This window comes from Nocardioides eburneiflavus (genome assembly GCF_004785795.1).
GTDB classification, from domain to species: Bacteria; Actinomycetota; Actinomycetes; order Propionibacteriales; family Nocardioidaceae; genus Nocardioides; species Nocardioides eburneiflavus.
This window is the reverse complement of record NZ_SRRO01000001.1, coordinates 3,871,565-3,887,576: the sequence shown is the minus strand read 5'-3', so window position 1 is coordinate 3,887,576 and position 16,012 is coordinate 3,871,565. Positions and strand designations below refer to the sequence as shown.

At 71.7% G+C, this 16,012-nt stretch carries 15 protein-coding genes; 1 reads left to right on the top strand and 14 read right to left on the bottom strand.

Going from position 1 to position 16,012, the window contains the following annotated elements; all coding sequences use genetic code 11:
- Positions 1 to 80 precede the first annotated feature (80 nt).
- Positions 81 to 1,547 (top strand): KamA family radical SAM protein, encoded by a 1,467-nt coding sequence (locus EXE59_RS18205; RefSeq protein ID WP_135840165.1) that lies wholly within the window; start codon positions 81 to 83, stop codon positions 1,545 to 1,547.
- A gap of 1,218 nt (positions 1,548 to 2,765) precedes the next feature.
- Here the strand turns inward: EXE59_RS18205 and EXE59_RS23905 are convergent.
- The 14 genes from EXE59_RS23905 to pafA all read right to left on the bottom strand — a co-directional run bounded on the left by EXE59_RS23905 (position 2,766) and on the right by pafA (position 15,967).
- Positions 2,766 to 3,425 carry a maleylpyruvate isomerase family mycothiol-dependent enzyme gene (locus tag EXE59_RS23905; RefSeq protein WP_168218584.1) on the bottom strand — a complete coding sequence of 220 codons (660 nt, stop codon included), beginning with the start codon at positions 3,423 to 3,425 and terminating at the stop codon, positions 2,766 to 2,768.
- On the bottom strand, positions 3,422 to 3,979 hold the full coding sequence (locus EXE59_RS23900) for a TetR/AcrR family transcriptional regulator (RefSeq protein ID WP_168218583.1): 558 nt from the start codon (positions 3,977 to 3,979) through the stop codon (positions 3,422 to 3,424). The genes EXE59_RS23905 and EXE59_RS23900 overlap by 4 nt, the downstream gene beginning before the upstream one ends.
- A gap of 31 nt (positions 3,980 to 4,010) precedes the next feature.
- Complete coding sequence (locus tag EXE59_RS18195; RefSeq protein WP_135840163.1) at positions 4,011 to 4,577, bottom strand: TetR/AcrR family transcriptional regulator; 567 nt, start codon at positions 4,575 to 4,577, stop codon at positions 4,011 to 4,013.
- Positions 4,578 to 4,582: 5 nt separating this feature from the next.
- Positions 4,583 to 5,035 (bottom strand): Lrp/AsnC family transcriptional regulator, encoded by a 453-nt coding sequence (locus EXE59_RS18190; RefSeq protein WP_135840162.1) that lies wholly within the window; start codon positions 5,033 to 5,035, stop codon positions 4,583 to 4,585.
- A gap of 10 nt (positions 5,036 to 5,045) precedes the next feature.
- Positions 5,046 to 5,981, bottom strand: a complete 936-nt coding sequence (locus tag EXE59_RS18185) for a 5'-3' exonuclease (RefSeq protein WP_135840161.1) — start codon at positions 5,979 to 5,981, stop codon at positions 5,046 to 5,048.
- Positions 5,982 to 6,058: 77 nt separating this feature from the next.
- Complete coding sequence (locus EXE59_RS18180) at positions 6,059 to 8,791, bottom strand: DEAD/DEAH box helicase (RefSeq protein WP_135841388.1); 2,733 nt, start codon at positions 8,789 to 8,791, stop codon at positions 6,059 to 6,061.
- A gap of 68 nt (positions 8,792 to 8,859) precedes the next feature.
- Positions 8,860 to 9,777: a diacylglycerol kinase gene (locus EXE59_RS18175; RefSeq protein WP_135840160.1), complete on the bottom strand. Its 918-nt coding sequence runs from the start codon at positions 9,775 to 9,777 to the stop codon at positions 8,860 to 8,862.
- 106 nt (positions 9,778 to 9,883) lie between these two features.
- Entirely contained in the window at positions 9,884 to 10,279 is a 396-nt protein-coding gene (locus tag EXE59_RS18170) for a hypothetical protein (protein WP_135840159.1), read from the bottom strand.
- 53 nt (positions 10,280 to 10,332) lie between these two features.
- On the bottom strand, positions 10,333 to 11,169 hold the full coding sequence (tatC, locus tag EXE59_RS18165) for a twin-arginine translocase subunit TatC (RefSeq protein ID WP_135840158.1): 837 nt from the start codon (positions 11,167 to 11,169) through the stop codon (positions 10,333 to 10,335).
- A 19-nt stretch (positions 11,170 to 11,188) separates the two neighbouring features.
- Complete coding sequence (tatA, locus tag EXE59_RS18160; RefSeq protein ID WP_135840157.1) at positions 11,189 to 11,473, bottom strand: twin-arginine translocase TatA/TatE family subunit; 285 nt, start codon at positions 11,471 to 11,473, stop codon at positions 11,189 to 11,191.
- Between the two features lie 13 nt (positions 11,474 to 11,486).
- A complete protein-coding gene (locus tag EXE59_RS18155; protein WP_135840156.1) occupies positions 11,487 to 12,515 on the bottom strand; it encodes a helix-turn-helix transcriptional regulator in 1,029 nt (342 codons plus the stop codon).
- Entirely contained in the window at positions 12,512 to 13,510 is a 999-nt protein-coding gene (locus EXE59_RS18150) for a helix-turn-helix transcriptional regulator (protein ID WP_135840155.1), read from the bottom strand. The genes EXE59_RS18155 and EXE59_RS18150 overlap by 4 nt, the downstream gene beginning before the upstream one ends.
- A gap of 41 nt (positions 13,511 to 13,551) precedes the next feature.
- The gene (locus tag EXE59_RS18145; RefSeq protein ID WP_135840154.1) at positions 13,552 to 14,505 is read right to left on the bottom strand and encodes an FKBP-type peptidyl-prolyl cis-trans isomerase; all 954 of its coding nucleotides are present in this window, start codon (positions 14,503 to 14,505) and stop codon (positions 13,552 to 13,554) included.
- A gap of 100 nt (positions 14,506 to 14,605) precedes the next feature.
- Positions 14,606 to 15,967 carry a Pup--protein ligase gene (gene pafA, locus EXE59_RS18140; RefSeq protein WP_135840153.1) on the bottom strand — a complete coding sequence of 454 codons (1,362 nt, stop codon included), beginning with the start codon at positions 15,965 to 15,967 and terminating at the stop codon, positions 14,606 to 14,608.
- Positions 15,968 to 16,012 lie beyond the last annotated feature (45 nt).

The window sequence follows — 16,012 nt, the reverse complement described above, 5'->3', positions numbered from 1 at the left end:
CCGCGTACTCTCCCAGATGTGTCGCCGCACACACAACCGGCGCGCCGCACTGCCGCTCGACCCCGATTGCAGGAGACACCATGAGCATCGAGACCGCCATCTCGTTGGACCAGGCACTCGCCACCGGTCAGCCCTACCCCTACCAGCGCGTCGAGCTCGTCGAGCCCGACTGGACGCGGTTCCCCGGCTGGGCCGACGTGAGCGCCGCCGACTGGGCCTCGGTGCAGTGGCAGCGCGCGCACTGCATCAAGAACGTCAAGCAGCTGCGCGAGCTGATGGGCGACCTGCTCGACGACCGGTTCTACGCCGACCTCGAGCGCGACCAGGCCGAGCGCGCAACCATGTCGATGCTGGTGCCGCCGCAGATGATGAACACGATGGTTCCCTCGTTCGAGCCCGCGGGCGCCGGCTCGATGACCGAGGCGTTCTACGCCGACCCGATCCGTCACTACATGATCCCGGTGTTCAGTGACCGTCGCACCGACTGGCCCTCGCACCCGCACGCGGCGCGCGACTCCCTGCACGAGCACGACATGTGGGCCACCGAGGGTCTCACCCACCGCTACCCCACGAAGGTCCTGGCCGAGCTGCTGCCGACCTGCCCGCAGTACTGTGGCCACTGCACCCGCATGGACCTGGTCGGCAACTCCACCCCGGTGATCGACAAGCTCAAGTTCGCCGGCAAGCCCAACGACCGGCTCGGCGACATGCTCGACTACCTGCGGCGCACCCCGTCGGTGCGTGACGTCGTGGTCTCCGGCGGCGACGTGGCCAACATGCCGTGGCCCCGGCTCGAGGCGTTCCTGATGTCGGTGCTGGAGGTCGACAACATCCGCGACATCCGGCTCGCGACGAAGGCCCTCATCGGCCTGCCGCAGCACTGGCTGCAGCCCGACGTGGTCGAGGGCGTCGGCCGGGTGGCCGCCGTCGCCCGCTCGCGCGGCGTCTCGCTGGCGATGCACACCCACGCCAACCACGCGAACTCGGTGACCCCCATCGTCGCCGAGGCGACGCGCGCGATGCTCGACGCCGGCCTGCGCGACGTACGCAACCAGGGCGTGCTGCTCAACGGCGTCAACGCCGACCCGCACGCGCTCCTCGACCTGTGCTTCCGCCTGCTCGACGGGGCGCAGATCATGCCCTACTACTTCTACATGTGCGACATGATCCCGTTCTCGGAGCACTGGCGGGTGTCGCTGGCCGACGCGCAGCGCCTGCAGCACCACATCATGGGCTACCTGCCGGGCTTCGCGACCCCGCGCATCGTGTGCGACGTGCCGTTCGTCGGCAAGCGCTGGGTGCACCAGAACGCCGATTATGACACCGAGCACGGCATCTCCTACTGGACGAAGAACTACCGCACGTCCATCGAGGGCGACGATGCCGAGGCCCTGTCGCGCTACTACGAGTACTACGACCCGATCCACACCCTGCCCGAGGCCGGTCAGCAGTGGTGGGAGGAGCACGGCCGCCTCGACGAGACCTCGCTCAAGGCCGCCGAGATGGCCGAGGCGTCGCGGCGTACGGCGGCGCTCCAGGCGTACTGAGCGGCCCCGGCCTGACCGGGATGTCGGGCGCCGCCGTCCGGGGACTCCCCGCTCGAGCGGGGAGTCCGCCACCAAGTACGCCGTTCTCCACAGTCGCGCGGGCCGCCCGTTTCGGCGCCGGGTCGACCCGGGCACCAGCAGGGCATGGCCGACTTCCATCTGTCCCCCACCGATATCGTGCTGCGGCGCGAGCTGGTCGCGGGGGGCCTCACCGACCGTGACATCCGCGCGCAGGTCAAGGCGGGGGTGCTGACCGAGCTGCGCTACGGCGCGTACGCCCCGACCGAGCTCGTCAAGGAGCTGGACGAGGTCGCCATGATGCGCGCGCGGGCGCGGGCGGTTCTCCGAACGGCCCCCGAGACCGCGGTGCTGTCGCACCAGAGCAGCCTCGCCGAGCACGGTGTCGGGCGCTGGGGCGTCGGGCTCCACGAGACGCACCTGACCCGTACGGACGGGCGAGCCGGTCGACGTGAGGCCGGTGTCGTGCACCACCACGCCACGCTCGGCAAGCGTTGGTGGTCGGTGCGGGACGGCGTCCCGACCACCCATCCGGCGCGAGCAGCCATCGAGGTGGCAACCGCGTACGGCGCCGAGGTCGGGCTCGTGGCGGCGTGCGGAGTGCTGCACCGCGAGTCGCAACCGTCGCCTGGCTCCACGACGCAGCGGCGACGGCACGCCACTGGCCCGGCAGCCTGGGCACGCGGCTCGTCCTGGCGCGCGCCGACTGCCTGCTCACCAACGTCGCAGAGGCGCGTACGTGGCACCTCTTCTTCGAGCACCGGCTCCCTCGGCCGGAGCCACAGGTCAAGGTGCTCGACGAGCACGGCAACCTGCTGGGGATCGTCGACTTCCTGTGGGCGACGCTCGGTGTCCTTCTCGAGTTCGACGGTCGGATCACGTACGAGCAGCACCGCCGACCCGGTGAGTCGATCGGTGACTACCTCATGCGTGAGAAGCGGCGCGAGGAGCAGATCTGCGTGCAGAAGGGATGGATCTGCATCCGCGTCACGTGGGCCGACCTCCAGCGCCCTGTCGTCCTGGCGCGCCGGATCATGAAGACGCTCGAGAGCAGGGGCTTTGCGCGCGCTGAGGACGCTCTTGGCGGGGTAGTCCGACACCTGGAGGGCGTTGTACCCCCCTCGAGGAGGCGGACTACCCCGCTCGAGCGGGGACTCTGCAGACGGGGCGAGCCGGTTCCCGGGTGGGCGGGCAGGCAGGTCAGGCGTGGCCGAGCCGGGAGGCGAGGACCGGGACGCCGTCGCCGAGGATGGCACCTCGGGCGACGTGGCGGCCGTAGAGGAGCAGCAGCAGCGCCTCGGCACTCCCCCGCACCTCCGGGCCCTCGCCGTACGCCCAGTCGGTGTCGGAGGCGACCAGCCGCACGCCTGCCACGCGGCGCCGCGCGCTGCCGCCCACCACGGCGTTCAACGGCCAGGGCGTGCCGAGCGTGAAGTCGGCCAGGGGCGCCAGCGACTCCGGCGGCACCTGGCCGGGGAGACCGAGGGGACGGCGTACGTCGAGCCCGTGCACGACCGCGTCCGCGAGGGCGGCGACGGGTGGCATGCCGACTGGGCGGGCTCCGCTGCGGGCGTTGTCGCGCAGCTGGTCGAGGATCGCCTGGCGGCCTCTGGCCGACCACTCGACGGCGGACCGCGCGATCATCCGGTTCATCGAGAACCCGTGGCGGGCCATCGCGACTGCACCGGCGCCCGCGCCCAGGACCGGCGCCCACGCGAGGTGCGCGGCCACGTCCACCACCCGCCAGCCGTCGCACAACGACGGGGCGGCCCACTCGTGCGGGCCGAGCGCCTCGAGGGTGTCGACGAAACCCTCGCGCTGCGACCGGGTGAGCGCGGACAGCGCGGTCGCGTCGCTCACGGCGTGGCCCAGCCGAGGGCGTCGACGAGGCTGCGGACCCGGCTCCTCGCGTCGAGGTCCGGCGTGGGCAGGGCGAGCTCGTGGAAGACCAGCCCGGTGGCGTAGTTGGCCAGGATGCCGAAGTCCCGCTCGGGCTGCCGGGAGCCGGCCCGGCGGACCAGGTCCACCGCCCACGTGTCCACGGTGTCGGCGCCGACCGCGTAGAACGCACGCAGGGACGGTGTCCGCGCGGCTTCGGCGTGCAGCACGTACCGGGCGAGCGTGACCGAGCGGTCCTCGCCGAGCGCACGGCCGACGAAGTGACCGAACAGGTCGGCGATGCCGTCCGGGGACGCCACGATGTCCGTGCCTGGTCCCGATGCCATCTCCAGCTCCCGGTCGATGCACCGTTGCGTCACGCCCTCGACCAGCGCTCGGTGGGTGGGGAACGTCTCCAGGGTGGTTCCCGCCGGAACCCGTGCCGTGGTGTCCACCGCGTCGTGCGTCAGGCCCTCGAGCCCGAGGGCCGCGATGATCTCGACAGCCGCGTCGAGCAGGCGGAGGTCCGTGTCCATCACGGCAAACTACGCCTGTAGTGCGGTCGGGTCAAGAGCCGGGAGCGTGCCACCCGAGGGTGTCGATCACCGTGCGGATGCGCCCCGCGGCGTCGAGGTCCGGGGACGGCAGCGCGAGCTCGTGCAGGACCAGCCCCGTGACGTAGTTGGCCAGCACGCCCAGGTCACGTGCGGGATCCCGGGACCCGGCACGGGTGACGAGGTCGAGGGCCCAGGTGTCGACCTGGTCGGCCCCGGTGGCCATGCCCTCCCTGAGGCCGGGGTTCTGGGCGGTCTCGACCAGGATCGCGTAACGGGCCAGGGTCACGGCGCGGTCGGGCCCGAGGGCCCGGTCCACGAACCGGCCGAGTGCCGCCGCCACACCGTCCGGAGTCGCGTCGACCTCGTCGCGCGGTCCGGTCGCCATCTGGCGCTCGCGGGCGACGAACCGCTCGACGATGCCCAGGACCAGCGCCTCACGGGTCCGGAAGTAGTTGGACGTGGAGCCCGGGGGCAGGTCGGCCGCCGCGTCCACCGCACGGTGCGTCAGTGCGCGCATGCCCTGGGTCCCGACGAGCTCGAGGGCAGCATCGAGGAGGGTGGTGCGTCGGTCGGGCATCCGGCTCAGTCGATCGGGCGGTTCTCGTAGGGGGTGGAGAGCACGATCGTGGTGCGCGTGGACACGCTCGCCACGCCGCGGATGCGGGCCAGGAGCTCCTCGAGCGCGAGCGGCGTGGCGACGCGGATCTTGAGGATGTAGGACTCCTCGCCGGCGACCGACCAGCAGGACTCGATCTCCTCGATGCCGACGAGCCGCTCGGGGTAGTCGTCGGGCTGCGACGGGTCGATCGGCGTGATCGAGATGAACGCCGTCAGCGGCCGGCCGAGCTGGTCGTGGTCGACGGTCGCGCCGTAGCCCTTGATCAGCCCCCGCTGCTCGAGCCGCTTGACCCGCTGGTGCACCGCCGACGTCGACAGGTCGGTGGCCTTGCCGAGGTCGGTGAAGGACATCCGGCCGTCGGCGGCCAGGAGGGACAGGATCTGCCGGTCCTTGGACTCGACCTCGGAGGAGCTCACAGGAGGCACCCTAGTCGGAGCCGGACATCGCCTGCACGAGTCTCACGGCGGACGAGCCGAGTCCCCAGCGCTCGTCCAGTGCCACCACCGCGTCGTGGTCCGCGGGCGTACGCGGTCGCCTCAGGTCCGGCGCCCCCAGCTCGAGGTCGCGGCGTACGGCGACCACGCGAGGTGCGACGGCCAGGTAGTCCGCCGCGGCCTTGATCCTGCCGCGCGGGCCGGGACCCATGTCGGAGTCGGGGTCGTGGGCGGCCTCCAGGATCGCGTCGACGGTGCCGAACCGGTTGAGCAGCGTCGCGGCCGTCTTGTCGCCGACACCGGCGACGCCGGGCAGGCCGTCGGAGGCGTCGCCGCGCAGCGTCGCGAGGTCGGCGTACTGCCGGGCGTCGACGCCGTACTTGCCGCGCACCCAGGCGTTGTCGACGCGCTCGTGCCGGCTCACGCCGCGCGCGACGTAGAGCACCCGGACCGAGGCGTCGTCGTCGACGAGCTGGAACAGGTCGCGGTCCCCGGTGACGATGTCGACGGGCATCCCGGCACCGGTCGCGAGCGTGCCGATGACGTCGTCGGCCTCCATCTCGGGGTGGCCCACCACGGGGATGCCGTACGCCTCCAACACGGAGAGGATGACCGGGACCTGTGCCTCGAGCGGGTCGGGCACCTCCTCGACATCGGGCCGTGGGCCGGGAACCTCGCGCACCACCCGGTGCGCCTTGTAGGACGGGATCAGGTCGACGCGCCACTGCGGCCGCCAGTCGTCGTCCCAGCAGCACGCGAGGTGGCTCGGGTCGTACTCCCCCACCAGACGGCTGATGAAGTCCATCAACCCGCGCACCGCGTTGACCGGCGTGCCGTCGGGGGCCTTCACCGAGTCGGGGACGCCGAAGAACGCCCGGAAGTAGAGCGAGGCGGTGTCGAGCAGCAGGAGGCGGTCGCCGGTGGCCATGGCCGAGAGCCTTCCACATCGGTTCACCCGCGCGGGCGCGCGACCTGCGTCCTCACGGTCGTGGACTCGCTCGGCCGTCAGTCGGCGAGGACCGAGTAGGCGATCACACCGCGCTTGAGCAGCTTCGCCGTCGTACGGGCGGTGGCGCGCAGCTCGCTGTCGCCGGCCGCGTCGGCGACCTGGCCGCACAGGTCGAGCAGCTGCTTCATCCAGCGGACGAAGTCGCCGGCGGAGAGTCCGGTCACCATCAGCACGTCGTCGAGGTCGTCACCCTCGGCCCACCGCCAGGCCGCCCACGCGAACCCGACGTCGGGCTCGCGGAGGAAGTCGAGCTTGTGGTCCCGCTCGAGCGCGTCTAGCTGCCCCCACAGGCGTACGACCTCGGCGAGCACCGGGCGCACCCGCCCGCCCGGCATCTTGGGCGAGGACGCGTCGTCGGCGCGCCGCGCCTCGAAGACGAGCGCGGACAGCACCGCCGCGAGCTCGGACGGCGCCAGGTCGTCGAAGAGGCCGGCCCGGATCGCCTCGGCGGCGACGAGGTCCATGTCGGTGTAGATGCGCCGCAGGTGCGCGCCCTTCTCGGTGACCGTGTCGCCCTCGAGGTAGTCGAGCGCGGTGAGCACGTCGCACACCCGGTCGAAGGTGCGCGCGACCGTGTTGGTGCGGTTCTCGACGCGGCGCTTGAGGGTCTCGGTGTCGCGCTGGAGCTTGAAGTAGCGCTCGGCCCAGCGGGCGTGGTCCTCGCGCTCGGGGCACTGGTGGCACGGGTGCGCCTTGAGGTCGGCACGCAGCCGCCCGATCTCGCGGTCGGTCGGGGTGTCGCTGAACGACTCTCGCTGCTTCGCACGCCGCGCGGTGGGTGCGTCGAAGGAGTCGGCCCGCGACCGGAGCGCGTTGGCGAGCTCGCGCCGCTGCCCCGGGTTGCGGCCGTTGAACGACTTGGGGATCCGCAGGCGACCGATCGACTCGACGGGCACCGGGAAGTCCATCATCGCCAGGCGGCGTGCCTGGCGGTCGGCGGTGACGACGTAGGGCCGGGGCTCGTCGCCGGAGGTGCCCGGGTCGATGACGACGGCCAGGCCGCTGAACTTCCCGGCAGGCACATGGATGACGTCGCCGGGTCGCAGCCTGCCCAGGGAGGCGGCGGCCTCGCCGCGACGGTCCTGCCGGCGCTCACGGGCCGCGCCCTTCTCCAGGTCGGAGATCCGACGCCGCAGCTCGGCGTACTCCATGAAGTCGCCGACGTGGCAGGTCGCCGCCTCCCGGTAGCCCTCGAGTGCCTCGTCGGCCTTGTGCACCTGCCGGGCGAGCCCCACGACGGCCTTGTCGGCCTGGAACTGGGCGAAGGACTGCTCGAGCAGCTCACGCGAGCGGGCCCGGCCGAACTGGTGCACGAGGTTGACGGCCATGTTGTAGGACGGCCGGAAGGACGAGCGCAGCGGATAGGTGCGGGTCGACGCGAGGCCGGCGACCTCGCGCGGGTTCATCCCCGGCTGGTAGAGCACGACACCGTGGCCCTCGATGTCGAGGCCGCGGCGCCCGGCACGACCCGTCAGCTGGGTGTACTCCCCCGGCGTCAGGTCGGCGTGGGTCTCGCCGTTCCACTTCGACAGCTTCTCGATGACGACGGTGCGAGCCGGCATGTTGATGCCGAGCGCGAGCGTCTCGGTGGCGAAGACGACCTTGACCAGCCCCTCCTGGAACAGCTCCTCGACCACCTGCTTGAACGCGGGCAGCAGGCCGGCGTGGTGGGCGGCGATGCCGCGGGTGAGGCCGTCGAGGAACTCGTGGTAGCCCAGGACGTGCAGGTCCTCCTCGGGCAGGGTGCGTGAGGCCTCCTCGACCCGGGCGAAGATCTCGTCGCGCTCGGCGGCGGTGGTCAGGCGGGTGTTGGCCTGGACGAGCTGGGTGACCGCGGCGTCGCAGCCGGCCCGGCTGAAGATGAACACGATGGCGGGCAGCAGGCCCTCGCGGTCGAGCCGCTCGACGACGTCGACGCGGCTCGGGATCCACACGCGTCGCCCGTTGCCGACGGCGCGGGGGTTCTTCGAGGAGCCGGGCTTGCCCTTGCGGGGCGAGCGCCGGTCGCGCATCAGCCGCGAGCTGGCCCAGTCGTCGCGGGCGATGCGGGTCAGCTCGTCGTTGACCGGCGCACCCTCCTTGACGAAGCCCGCGCTCGCGTCGACGTCGGAGGAGGCGAACAGGTCGAGCAGGCGACGACCCACCATGACGTGCTGGAACAGCGGGACCGGGCGCTTCTCCTCCAGGATCGTGGTCGTCTCCCCGCGCACGGTGGCCAGCCACTCGCCGAACTCCTCGGCGTTGGACACGGTCGCCGACAGCGACACCAGCGTGACCGACTCCGGCAGGTGGATGATCACCTCCTCCCAGACCGCGCCGCGCATCCGGTCGGCGAGGTAGTGGACCTCGTCCATCACCACGTAGCCGAGGCCGAGCAGCGTGCGGGAGCCGGCGTACAGCATGTTGCGCAGCACCTCGGTGGTCATCACCACCACGGGCGCCTCGCCGTTGACGACGTTGTCGCCGGTGAGCAGGCCGACGTTGTCGGCGCCGTAGCGCCGCACCAGGTCGTGGTACTTCTGGTTGGACAGCGCCTTGATCGGGGTCGTGTAGAACGCCTTGCGCCCGGTCTGGAGGGCCAGGTGGATGGCGAACTCGCCGACGATCGTCTTGCCGGAGCCGGTCGGGGCGGCCACCAGCACCCCGCGACCGTCCTCGATCTCGCGGCACGCGCGGACCTGGAAGTCGTCGAGCTCGAAGCCGTAGAGCCCGGCGAAGTCCTTGAGCATCGGGTAGGGCTTGCCCCTCTGGAACGTCGCGTAGCGCTCGGCCGGCGACAGCCCCTCGTCCGGGGTGCTCACGCGATCACCTCCAGGGCGCCCGCGACGCACTCGACGGTCAGTGGCAACGGTCCGAAGCGCTCCCCGTCGGCGTAGGCCACGATGCCGGGCGCCGCGATCGTCACCGAGCGCACCCGCCGGTGGACGTACTCGTGGACGCCGTCGATCCGGCCGGTGAACAGCCGGGGGTAGGAGCGCACCAGCTTGGACTTGCTCATCCGGGTGATCACCACGACGTCGAGGAGGCCGTCGTCGAGCAGGGCGCCCTCGGTGATCCGCAGGCCGCCGCCGAAGGAGGGGCCGTTGCCGACGGCGACGAGCATCGCTTCGTGCTCGACCGTCTCAGACCCTGATCCATCGTCGAGCTGGAGGACGTAGGGGATCGGGCGGAACGTGCGCAGCTCGGCGAGCGTGGCGAGGTTGTAGCGCATCTGGCCACGGGGCCAGGTCATCGCGTTGGCGCGCTCGTTGACGATGGCGTCGAAGCCGGCGGCCAGGACCGTGACGAACCAGCGGTCGCCGCTGCGGGCGAGGTCGATCGTGCGGCGACGCGAGGCGATGATGCGGTCCGCGGCGGCGACCGGGTCGGTGCGCGGGAGGCCGAGGTAGCGGGCGACGTCGTTGCCGGTGCCGCTGGGGATGAGGCCGAGCGGCACGCCGGTGCCGGCGACCGCCTGCACGCCGAGGTGGACCAGGCCGTCACCGCCGCACACCACCAGGGCCTCGACGCCGTCGGCGACGCAGGCGCGGGCCAGGTCAGCGGCCTCGTCGGCGTCGCGTCCCTCGAGGTTGCGGACCACGAACCCGCTCTCGCGGAGCCTGAGCAGCGCGGCGTCGCGGTGCCGCGCACCCTTGCCGCGGCCCGCCGTCGGATTGGTCAGGAGTGCTATCTCGCGCCCCCGCACAGGGTGGTCGGGCGCAACCGGGTCGTGCATGGCGCGACCCTATCCCCCGGCACCGACCGCGACCGGCGACGTGGCCGGGGGGAGGCCGGGGTGAGGCCGGGGTGAGGTCTGGGGTGAGGTCCGGGCGGAGGTCGGGTCAGCCCAGGCGCAGCAACGCGGCGTAGCGCTCGGTGCGGGCGCCCACCGCGCGGGCGAGGCGCCCCAGCGCGTCCAGGACGAGCTCGGGGCCGAAGCGCGTGCCCGGGACCGCGAGCACGAGGCGGGAGTCGACCTCGCCGACCACGACCTGGCCGTGGCGCCACGCCTGGTGCACCCGCAGCCGGGTGTCGTCGTCGACGACAGGGGCAGGGTAGGCCTCGTCGACGGCGAGGAGGTCGCAGGCGATCGTCAGTGCGGCGTCGGGCTCGGCGGCGAGGTGTCCGCGCACCAGGTGTCCGGTGCTCAGACCGGCGTCGGCCCGCCAGACGACGTCGTGCGTGCCGAGCCACTCGGGCAGGTCGAACGGATCGGTGTCGGTGATCACGGCCTGCATGGCTCCACCCTGTCAGACCGGCATCAGCGGTCGAAGCGGTGGAGCGGTGGAGCTCAGATCGAGGAGAGCTCGTCGGGACTCAGCCCGCTGTTCGGGTTGCGGCGCGCCCGGCGCCGGTCGTTGAAGCGCGCGATCGCCTCGGAGGCGAAGAAGAGCAGCACCATCGGGACCGCCATCAGGGTCATGGTGAAGGGGTCGGCCGACGGCGTGGCCACGGCGGCGAAGATGAACGTGCCGATGACGATCCAGGGACGGTAGGCCTTCAGCGAGGCGCCCTTGACGACTCCCGCGAAGTTGAGCAGGACGACGAACACCGGGATGTTGAAGGCCAGGCCGAACACGAACAGGGTCCGCGTGAAGAACTGCAGGTAGTCGTTGAAGTCGATGAGGTTGGTGACGCCGTCGGGGTTGAAGCCGATCAGGACCTCGAGCGCGACGGGCAGCGTGAGGTAGCCCAGGACGATGCCGGCGAGGAAGAGCGGACCGGCGATGGCGACGAAGACCCGGCTCATCTTCCGCTCCTGGGCGTAGAGCCCGGGCAGGACGAAGGCCCAGATCTGGTAGAGCCAGTAGGGCGCGGTGATGATGGCGGACGCGAAGCCGCACAGCGTCAGCCAGAGCAGCAGGCCCGCGCCGGCGCCGCTGGTGGTGGCGGTCGTGGTGCCCTCGGGCAGCTTGGCCCGCGCGTCGTCGTAGGGACCGTAGACGAGGTCCAGCAGCGCGTGCCTGAAGACCAGCGCCACCGCGAGGACGATCACGAAGACCAGCAGGCACCGCAGCAGCCGGGCGCGGAACTCCCGGAAGTGGTCCGAGAGGGCCATCCGGCCGTCGGGGCCGACGTCATGGTGCGGGCGGCCCTTGAACAGGCCGACGAGGCCGGCGATCCTCACGCTCGTCGTGACTGCCGGATCAGGCGGTGGTGTCGTCGCGGCGCTCGCGGAGGACTTCGCCCGAGGTGTCGCCGCGCGTCTCGCGGGCGGCCTGCTCGCGGGCCTCGATCTCGAGCTGCTCCGGGGTCTTCTGGTCGTCGTCGTCGTCGCGCAGGCCCTTGGTCTCGGTCTTGAAGATCCGCAGTGCCTGGCCCGAGCTGCGGGCGAGGTCGGGGAGCTTGGCGGCACCGAACACGAGGACGACGATCGCCAGGATGACCAGCCACTCGAGACCCTGCGGCATGCCGATCATGGGATTGAACATGGGAGTCACTCCGTCATTCCTGGGGGTTGGGGGGCGGTGCTTCGGTGGACGCTTCGGAGTCTACGCCGTCGTCCTCGTAGTGGCTGAGCGCCGCTCGCGCAGCGGCGGTGAACGAGTCGGCGTACGCCGCGGGGGCCAGCAGCGTGGCGTGGGGGGCCAGGCGCAGCAGGAGGGAGGTCACCCACGCCTCGCTGGCCACCTCGAGGTCGACGTCCACCGTGTCGTCGGGCCCGGGCCGCTGGTCGGTGACGGGGTAGTACTCGACGACCCAGCGTGCCGGCGGAGCGAGCCGCAGCGTCACCGTCGTGGTCTCCGCGTCGGTGAACCAGCCGCCTGTCAGGTCACGGGCGCGGGCGCCGGGGTCGGCGACCGTGCTGTCCAGCTCGGTCGCGGCGACGATGCGGTCCACCCTGAACGCCCGGTCGCCGCCGGCCGTGTGGCACCAGGCGTCGAGGTAGAGGAGGTCCTCGATCCGGGTCAGGCCGCGGGGGTCGACGAGCCGTGCGGACTGCCGGTCGCGCGAGGGCACGTGGTAGGTCATCTCGACCTGGTGGCCGTGCGCGATCGCCGACTCGAGGACCGGCACGACGGCGCTGCTCTCGAGCGGGGTCGGCGTGACGTGCAGGCGAAGGAGCTCCTCGCCGTCCTGCCCGGCCGCCTCCTCCAGCTTGGTCAGCGTGCGCGCGATCACCTCGCGGGCCTCGGCCGGAGCAGTGTCGACCATGGTGCGCAGCGCCACGACCAGCGATGTGGCCTCGGCCGGCGAGAAGCGTACGGGCCGGGCGAGGTAGTCGGCGTTGTCGACCCGGATGACGCGGTCACCCTCCAGCGCGTCGAGGTCGACCTCGATGAGGTCGCCGGGAAGGCCGGGTGACAGACCCGTCATGAAGAGCAGCCGCAGGTCGCGCTCGACCTGCTCGGCGTCGGTGCCGAAGTGAGCGGCCGCGTCGTCGAGGCGCACCTCCCCGCGCGCGAGGAGGTAGGGGACGAGCGCGAGCAGGCGGGCGACCTGGTCGGGTGCCGTGTCGGCCTGGTTGGTCATCGGCCCTCCCCCGGGTTGCCTGCCGCCCCGGCTGCGGCGACGGCACGCAGGCGGGCGACGACGTCGTCGCGCAGGGACGCCGGAGCCTCCACCACGACGTCGGGGCCGTAGGTCATGACCTCGTCGGACAGCTCGTGGACGGTCCCCTCGACCACGATGGCGTCCCAGCCGGGACGGTCCGCGATCGGGGTGACGGACTCGGCCCGGCGCCGCAGCCCGATGCCGGTGCCCTGGCGCACCCGGACCTCGGCGCGTACGGACGGGAACGACGGCGAGAGACGCCGCGCGACCGCACGCACGTCGGTGCCGGCCGGCACGTCGTACGCCCCGGACCTGCCGGTGGCGCGGACCGGACCGACGATGCGCGAGAGGCGGAAGACGCGCTCCGCGCCACGGTCGACGTCGAGGCCGACGACGTACCAGCGTCCCGACGAGCGGGCGAGACCCCAGGGCTGGACCCGGCGCGTGGTGGGAGCCGTCTCGTCGGCGCGCTGGTAGGGGAAGCTGACCTGGCGTCGCTTGCCGACGGCGTCCCAGAGCGGCTCGAAGGCCGGCTCGTCGGCGGTGATGGCAGGCGCGACGACCTCGAGGCGGGACGGGTCGATCTCGACCCCCTGGGCCTTGAGCTTGGCCAGCGCCCGTCCGGTCGCCTTGGCGAGGGTGGCGTGCTGCCAGACCTGCGCGGCCAGGCCCAGCACCGCGGCCTCGTCGGACTCGAAGCGGATCTCCGGCAGCGAGGTCTGCTCCGTCGGGATGCGGTAGCCGATCTCGTCGTCGAAGAACGCGTCGGCGCTGCCGACCTCGATCACGGCGCCGATCTGTCGCAGCGCGTCCTTGTCGCGCTCGAAGGCGCGCTCGAACGCCTCGTCACCGGCGGGCCCGCGGGCGTGCTCGGGATAGCACGCCTCGCGGATCGCGTCCTTGCCGATGAACCGCTTCGCGCCGAGCAGCAGGATGTGCAGGTTCATCAGCCGCTCTGCCCGTGGCTGGACCATCCCGCTCCCCTGCCTCTCGCCGCTCGTCCGGACCGGTCAGCTCACTTGGCGCCGAGGATGTCGACGACGAAGAACAGCGTGTCGGTGCCCTTGATGCCGGCCTGCTCGTTGCCCTGCTTGCCGTAGCCGTCGGCCGGCGGGATCTCGAGGATCACGCGCGAGCCGACCGTACGCCCGACGAGGCGCTCGTCCCAGCCCGTGATGACCTGTCCGACGCCGATCGGGAACTCGGCGGGCTCCGCGCTGTAGGACTCGTCGAAGGGCTCGTCGGCGTTGTAGACCTGGCCGAGGTAGTCGACGGTCAGGGTCTGACCGGCCTTCACCTTGGCGCCGTCGCCCTTGACCAGGGTGGTGGCGATCAGCTTGCCGGTCGGCTCGTGGGCGGTGCTGAAGTCGAATCCGGTGATGACCCCGTCCTCCTCGATGAGGGTGGGCGCCCAGCCGGCAGGCTTCTTGTCCTCGCCCTGCGGGCCGTCGAGCGGCGGGACCGTCTCGGCCGTGCCCATGACGTCGACGACGACGAGGACCGCGTCGCGGTTGCCGATGCCGATGTCGGGGCGACCGCCCTCGCCGAAGGCGTCCTCGGCCGAGGTGAGCAGCACGACCCGGTCACCGACCTTGCTGCCGATCAGCGTGTCGCGCAGGAACGGGAGCGTGTCCTCTGCCATCTCGACGGACTGCGGTCCGGTCTCGTAGGTGCTCTGGGCCTGCTTCTCAGTGAAGCCGTTGCCGACCCACCAGTCGACCGACACGGTGTCGCCGTCGGCGACCTCCTCGCCGTCGCCCTCCACGAGGACCTCGGTCTCGGCCTCCGAGCCGTCGAGGCGACCGTCGAAGGTCACCTCGGGCTCCTCGCCCTGCTTGCCCTCGATGGTGACCGAGCTGAGCGGGGCGCCGCCCTCGTCGGCGTCGCTGGAGTCGGAGCCGCACGCGGCGAGTCCGAGCATGCTGAGGGCGAGGACACCGCTGAGGGCAGCGGAACGTACACGAGACACTGGGTTCACCTTGTTCGATCGGTCGGCGTTGCCCGGTCACCCTATCCAGCAACCCCCACCCGTCCGGGCACGACACCGCCGGACGACGCGACCGGTGCGCTCACATCCCGTCGATGAGGCGTTGCACCCGCTCGTCGTAGGCCTTGAACGGGTCCTTGCACAGCACGGTGCGTTGCGCCTGGTCGTTGAGCTTGAGGTGCACCCAGTCGACGGTGAAGTCGCGGCGTCGCTCCTGGGCCTTGCGGATGAACTCGCCGCGCAGCCGGGCGCGGGTGTTCTGCGGGGGGACGCTCTTGGCCTCGAAGATCCTGAGGTCGGAGGTGACCCGGGCGACCGCGCCGCGCTTCTCGAGGAGGTAGTAGAGACCGCGGCCGCGGTGGATGTCGTGGTAGGCGAGATCGAGCTGCGCGATGCGGGCGTCGCCGAGGGAGAGCCCGTGCTTGGCGCGGTAGCGCTCGATGAGCTTCCACTTGATCACCCAGTCGATCTCGCGGTCGACGAGGCCGAGGTCGTCCGACTCCACGGCCTTGAGCCCGCGCTCCCACAGGTCGAGGGCGCGCTCGATCGTCGGCGTGGAGATCTGGCGTCGGTCGACGAAGTCGCGGGCCTTCCCGAGGTACTCGGCCTGGATCTCCAGGGCGCTCGCCTCGCGGCCGTTGGCCAGGCGCACCTTGCGCTGGCCGGTCGGGTCGTGGCTGATCTCGCGGATGGCGCGGATCGGGTTCTCCATGGTGAGGTCACGCATCACCACGCCCTCCTCGATCATCCGCAGCACGAGGTCGCACGACGCCACCTTGAGCAGCGTCGTCGTCTCGCTCATGTTGGAGTCGCCGACGATGACGTGGAGCCGGCGGAACCGCTCGGCGTCCGCGTGCGGCTCATCGCGGGTGTTGATGATCGGACGGCTGCGGGTGGTCGCGCTGCTGACGCCCTCCCAGATGTGCTCGGCACGCTGGCTCACGCTGTAGGACGCCCCGCGCGGGGTCATCACGACCTTGCCCGCCCCGACGACGATCTGGCGGGTCACCAGGAACGGGATGAGGATGTCGGCCAGCCGGCTGAACTCCCCCGCCCGGCCGACGAGGTAGTTCTCGTGGCAGCCGTAGGAGTTGCCGGCGGAGTCGGTGTTGTTCTTGAACAGGTAGATGTCGCCGGCGATGCCCTCCTCGTGCAGGCGCGCCTCGGCGTCGAGGAGCAGGCCCTCGAGGATGCGCTCCCCCGCCTTGTCGTGCGTGACGAGGTCGACGATGTCGTCGCACTCCGGCGTGGCGTACTCCGGGTGGCTGCCGACGTCGAGGTAGAGCCGGGCGCCGTTGCGGAGGAAGACGTTGGACGAGCGGCCCCAGCTGACGACCTTGCGGAACAGGTAGCGCGCCACCTCGTCGGGGCTCAGCCGGCGCTGCCCCTTGAACGTGCACGTGACGCCGTACTCGTTCTCGATGCCGAAGATCCGCCGGTCCATGACCACACACTAGGACCGCGGACCACGCGCCGGGCACCACTCCGC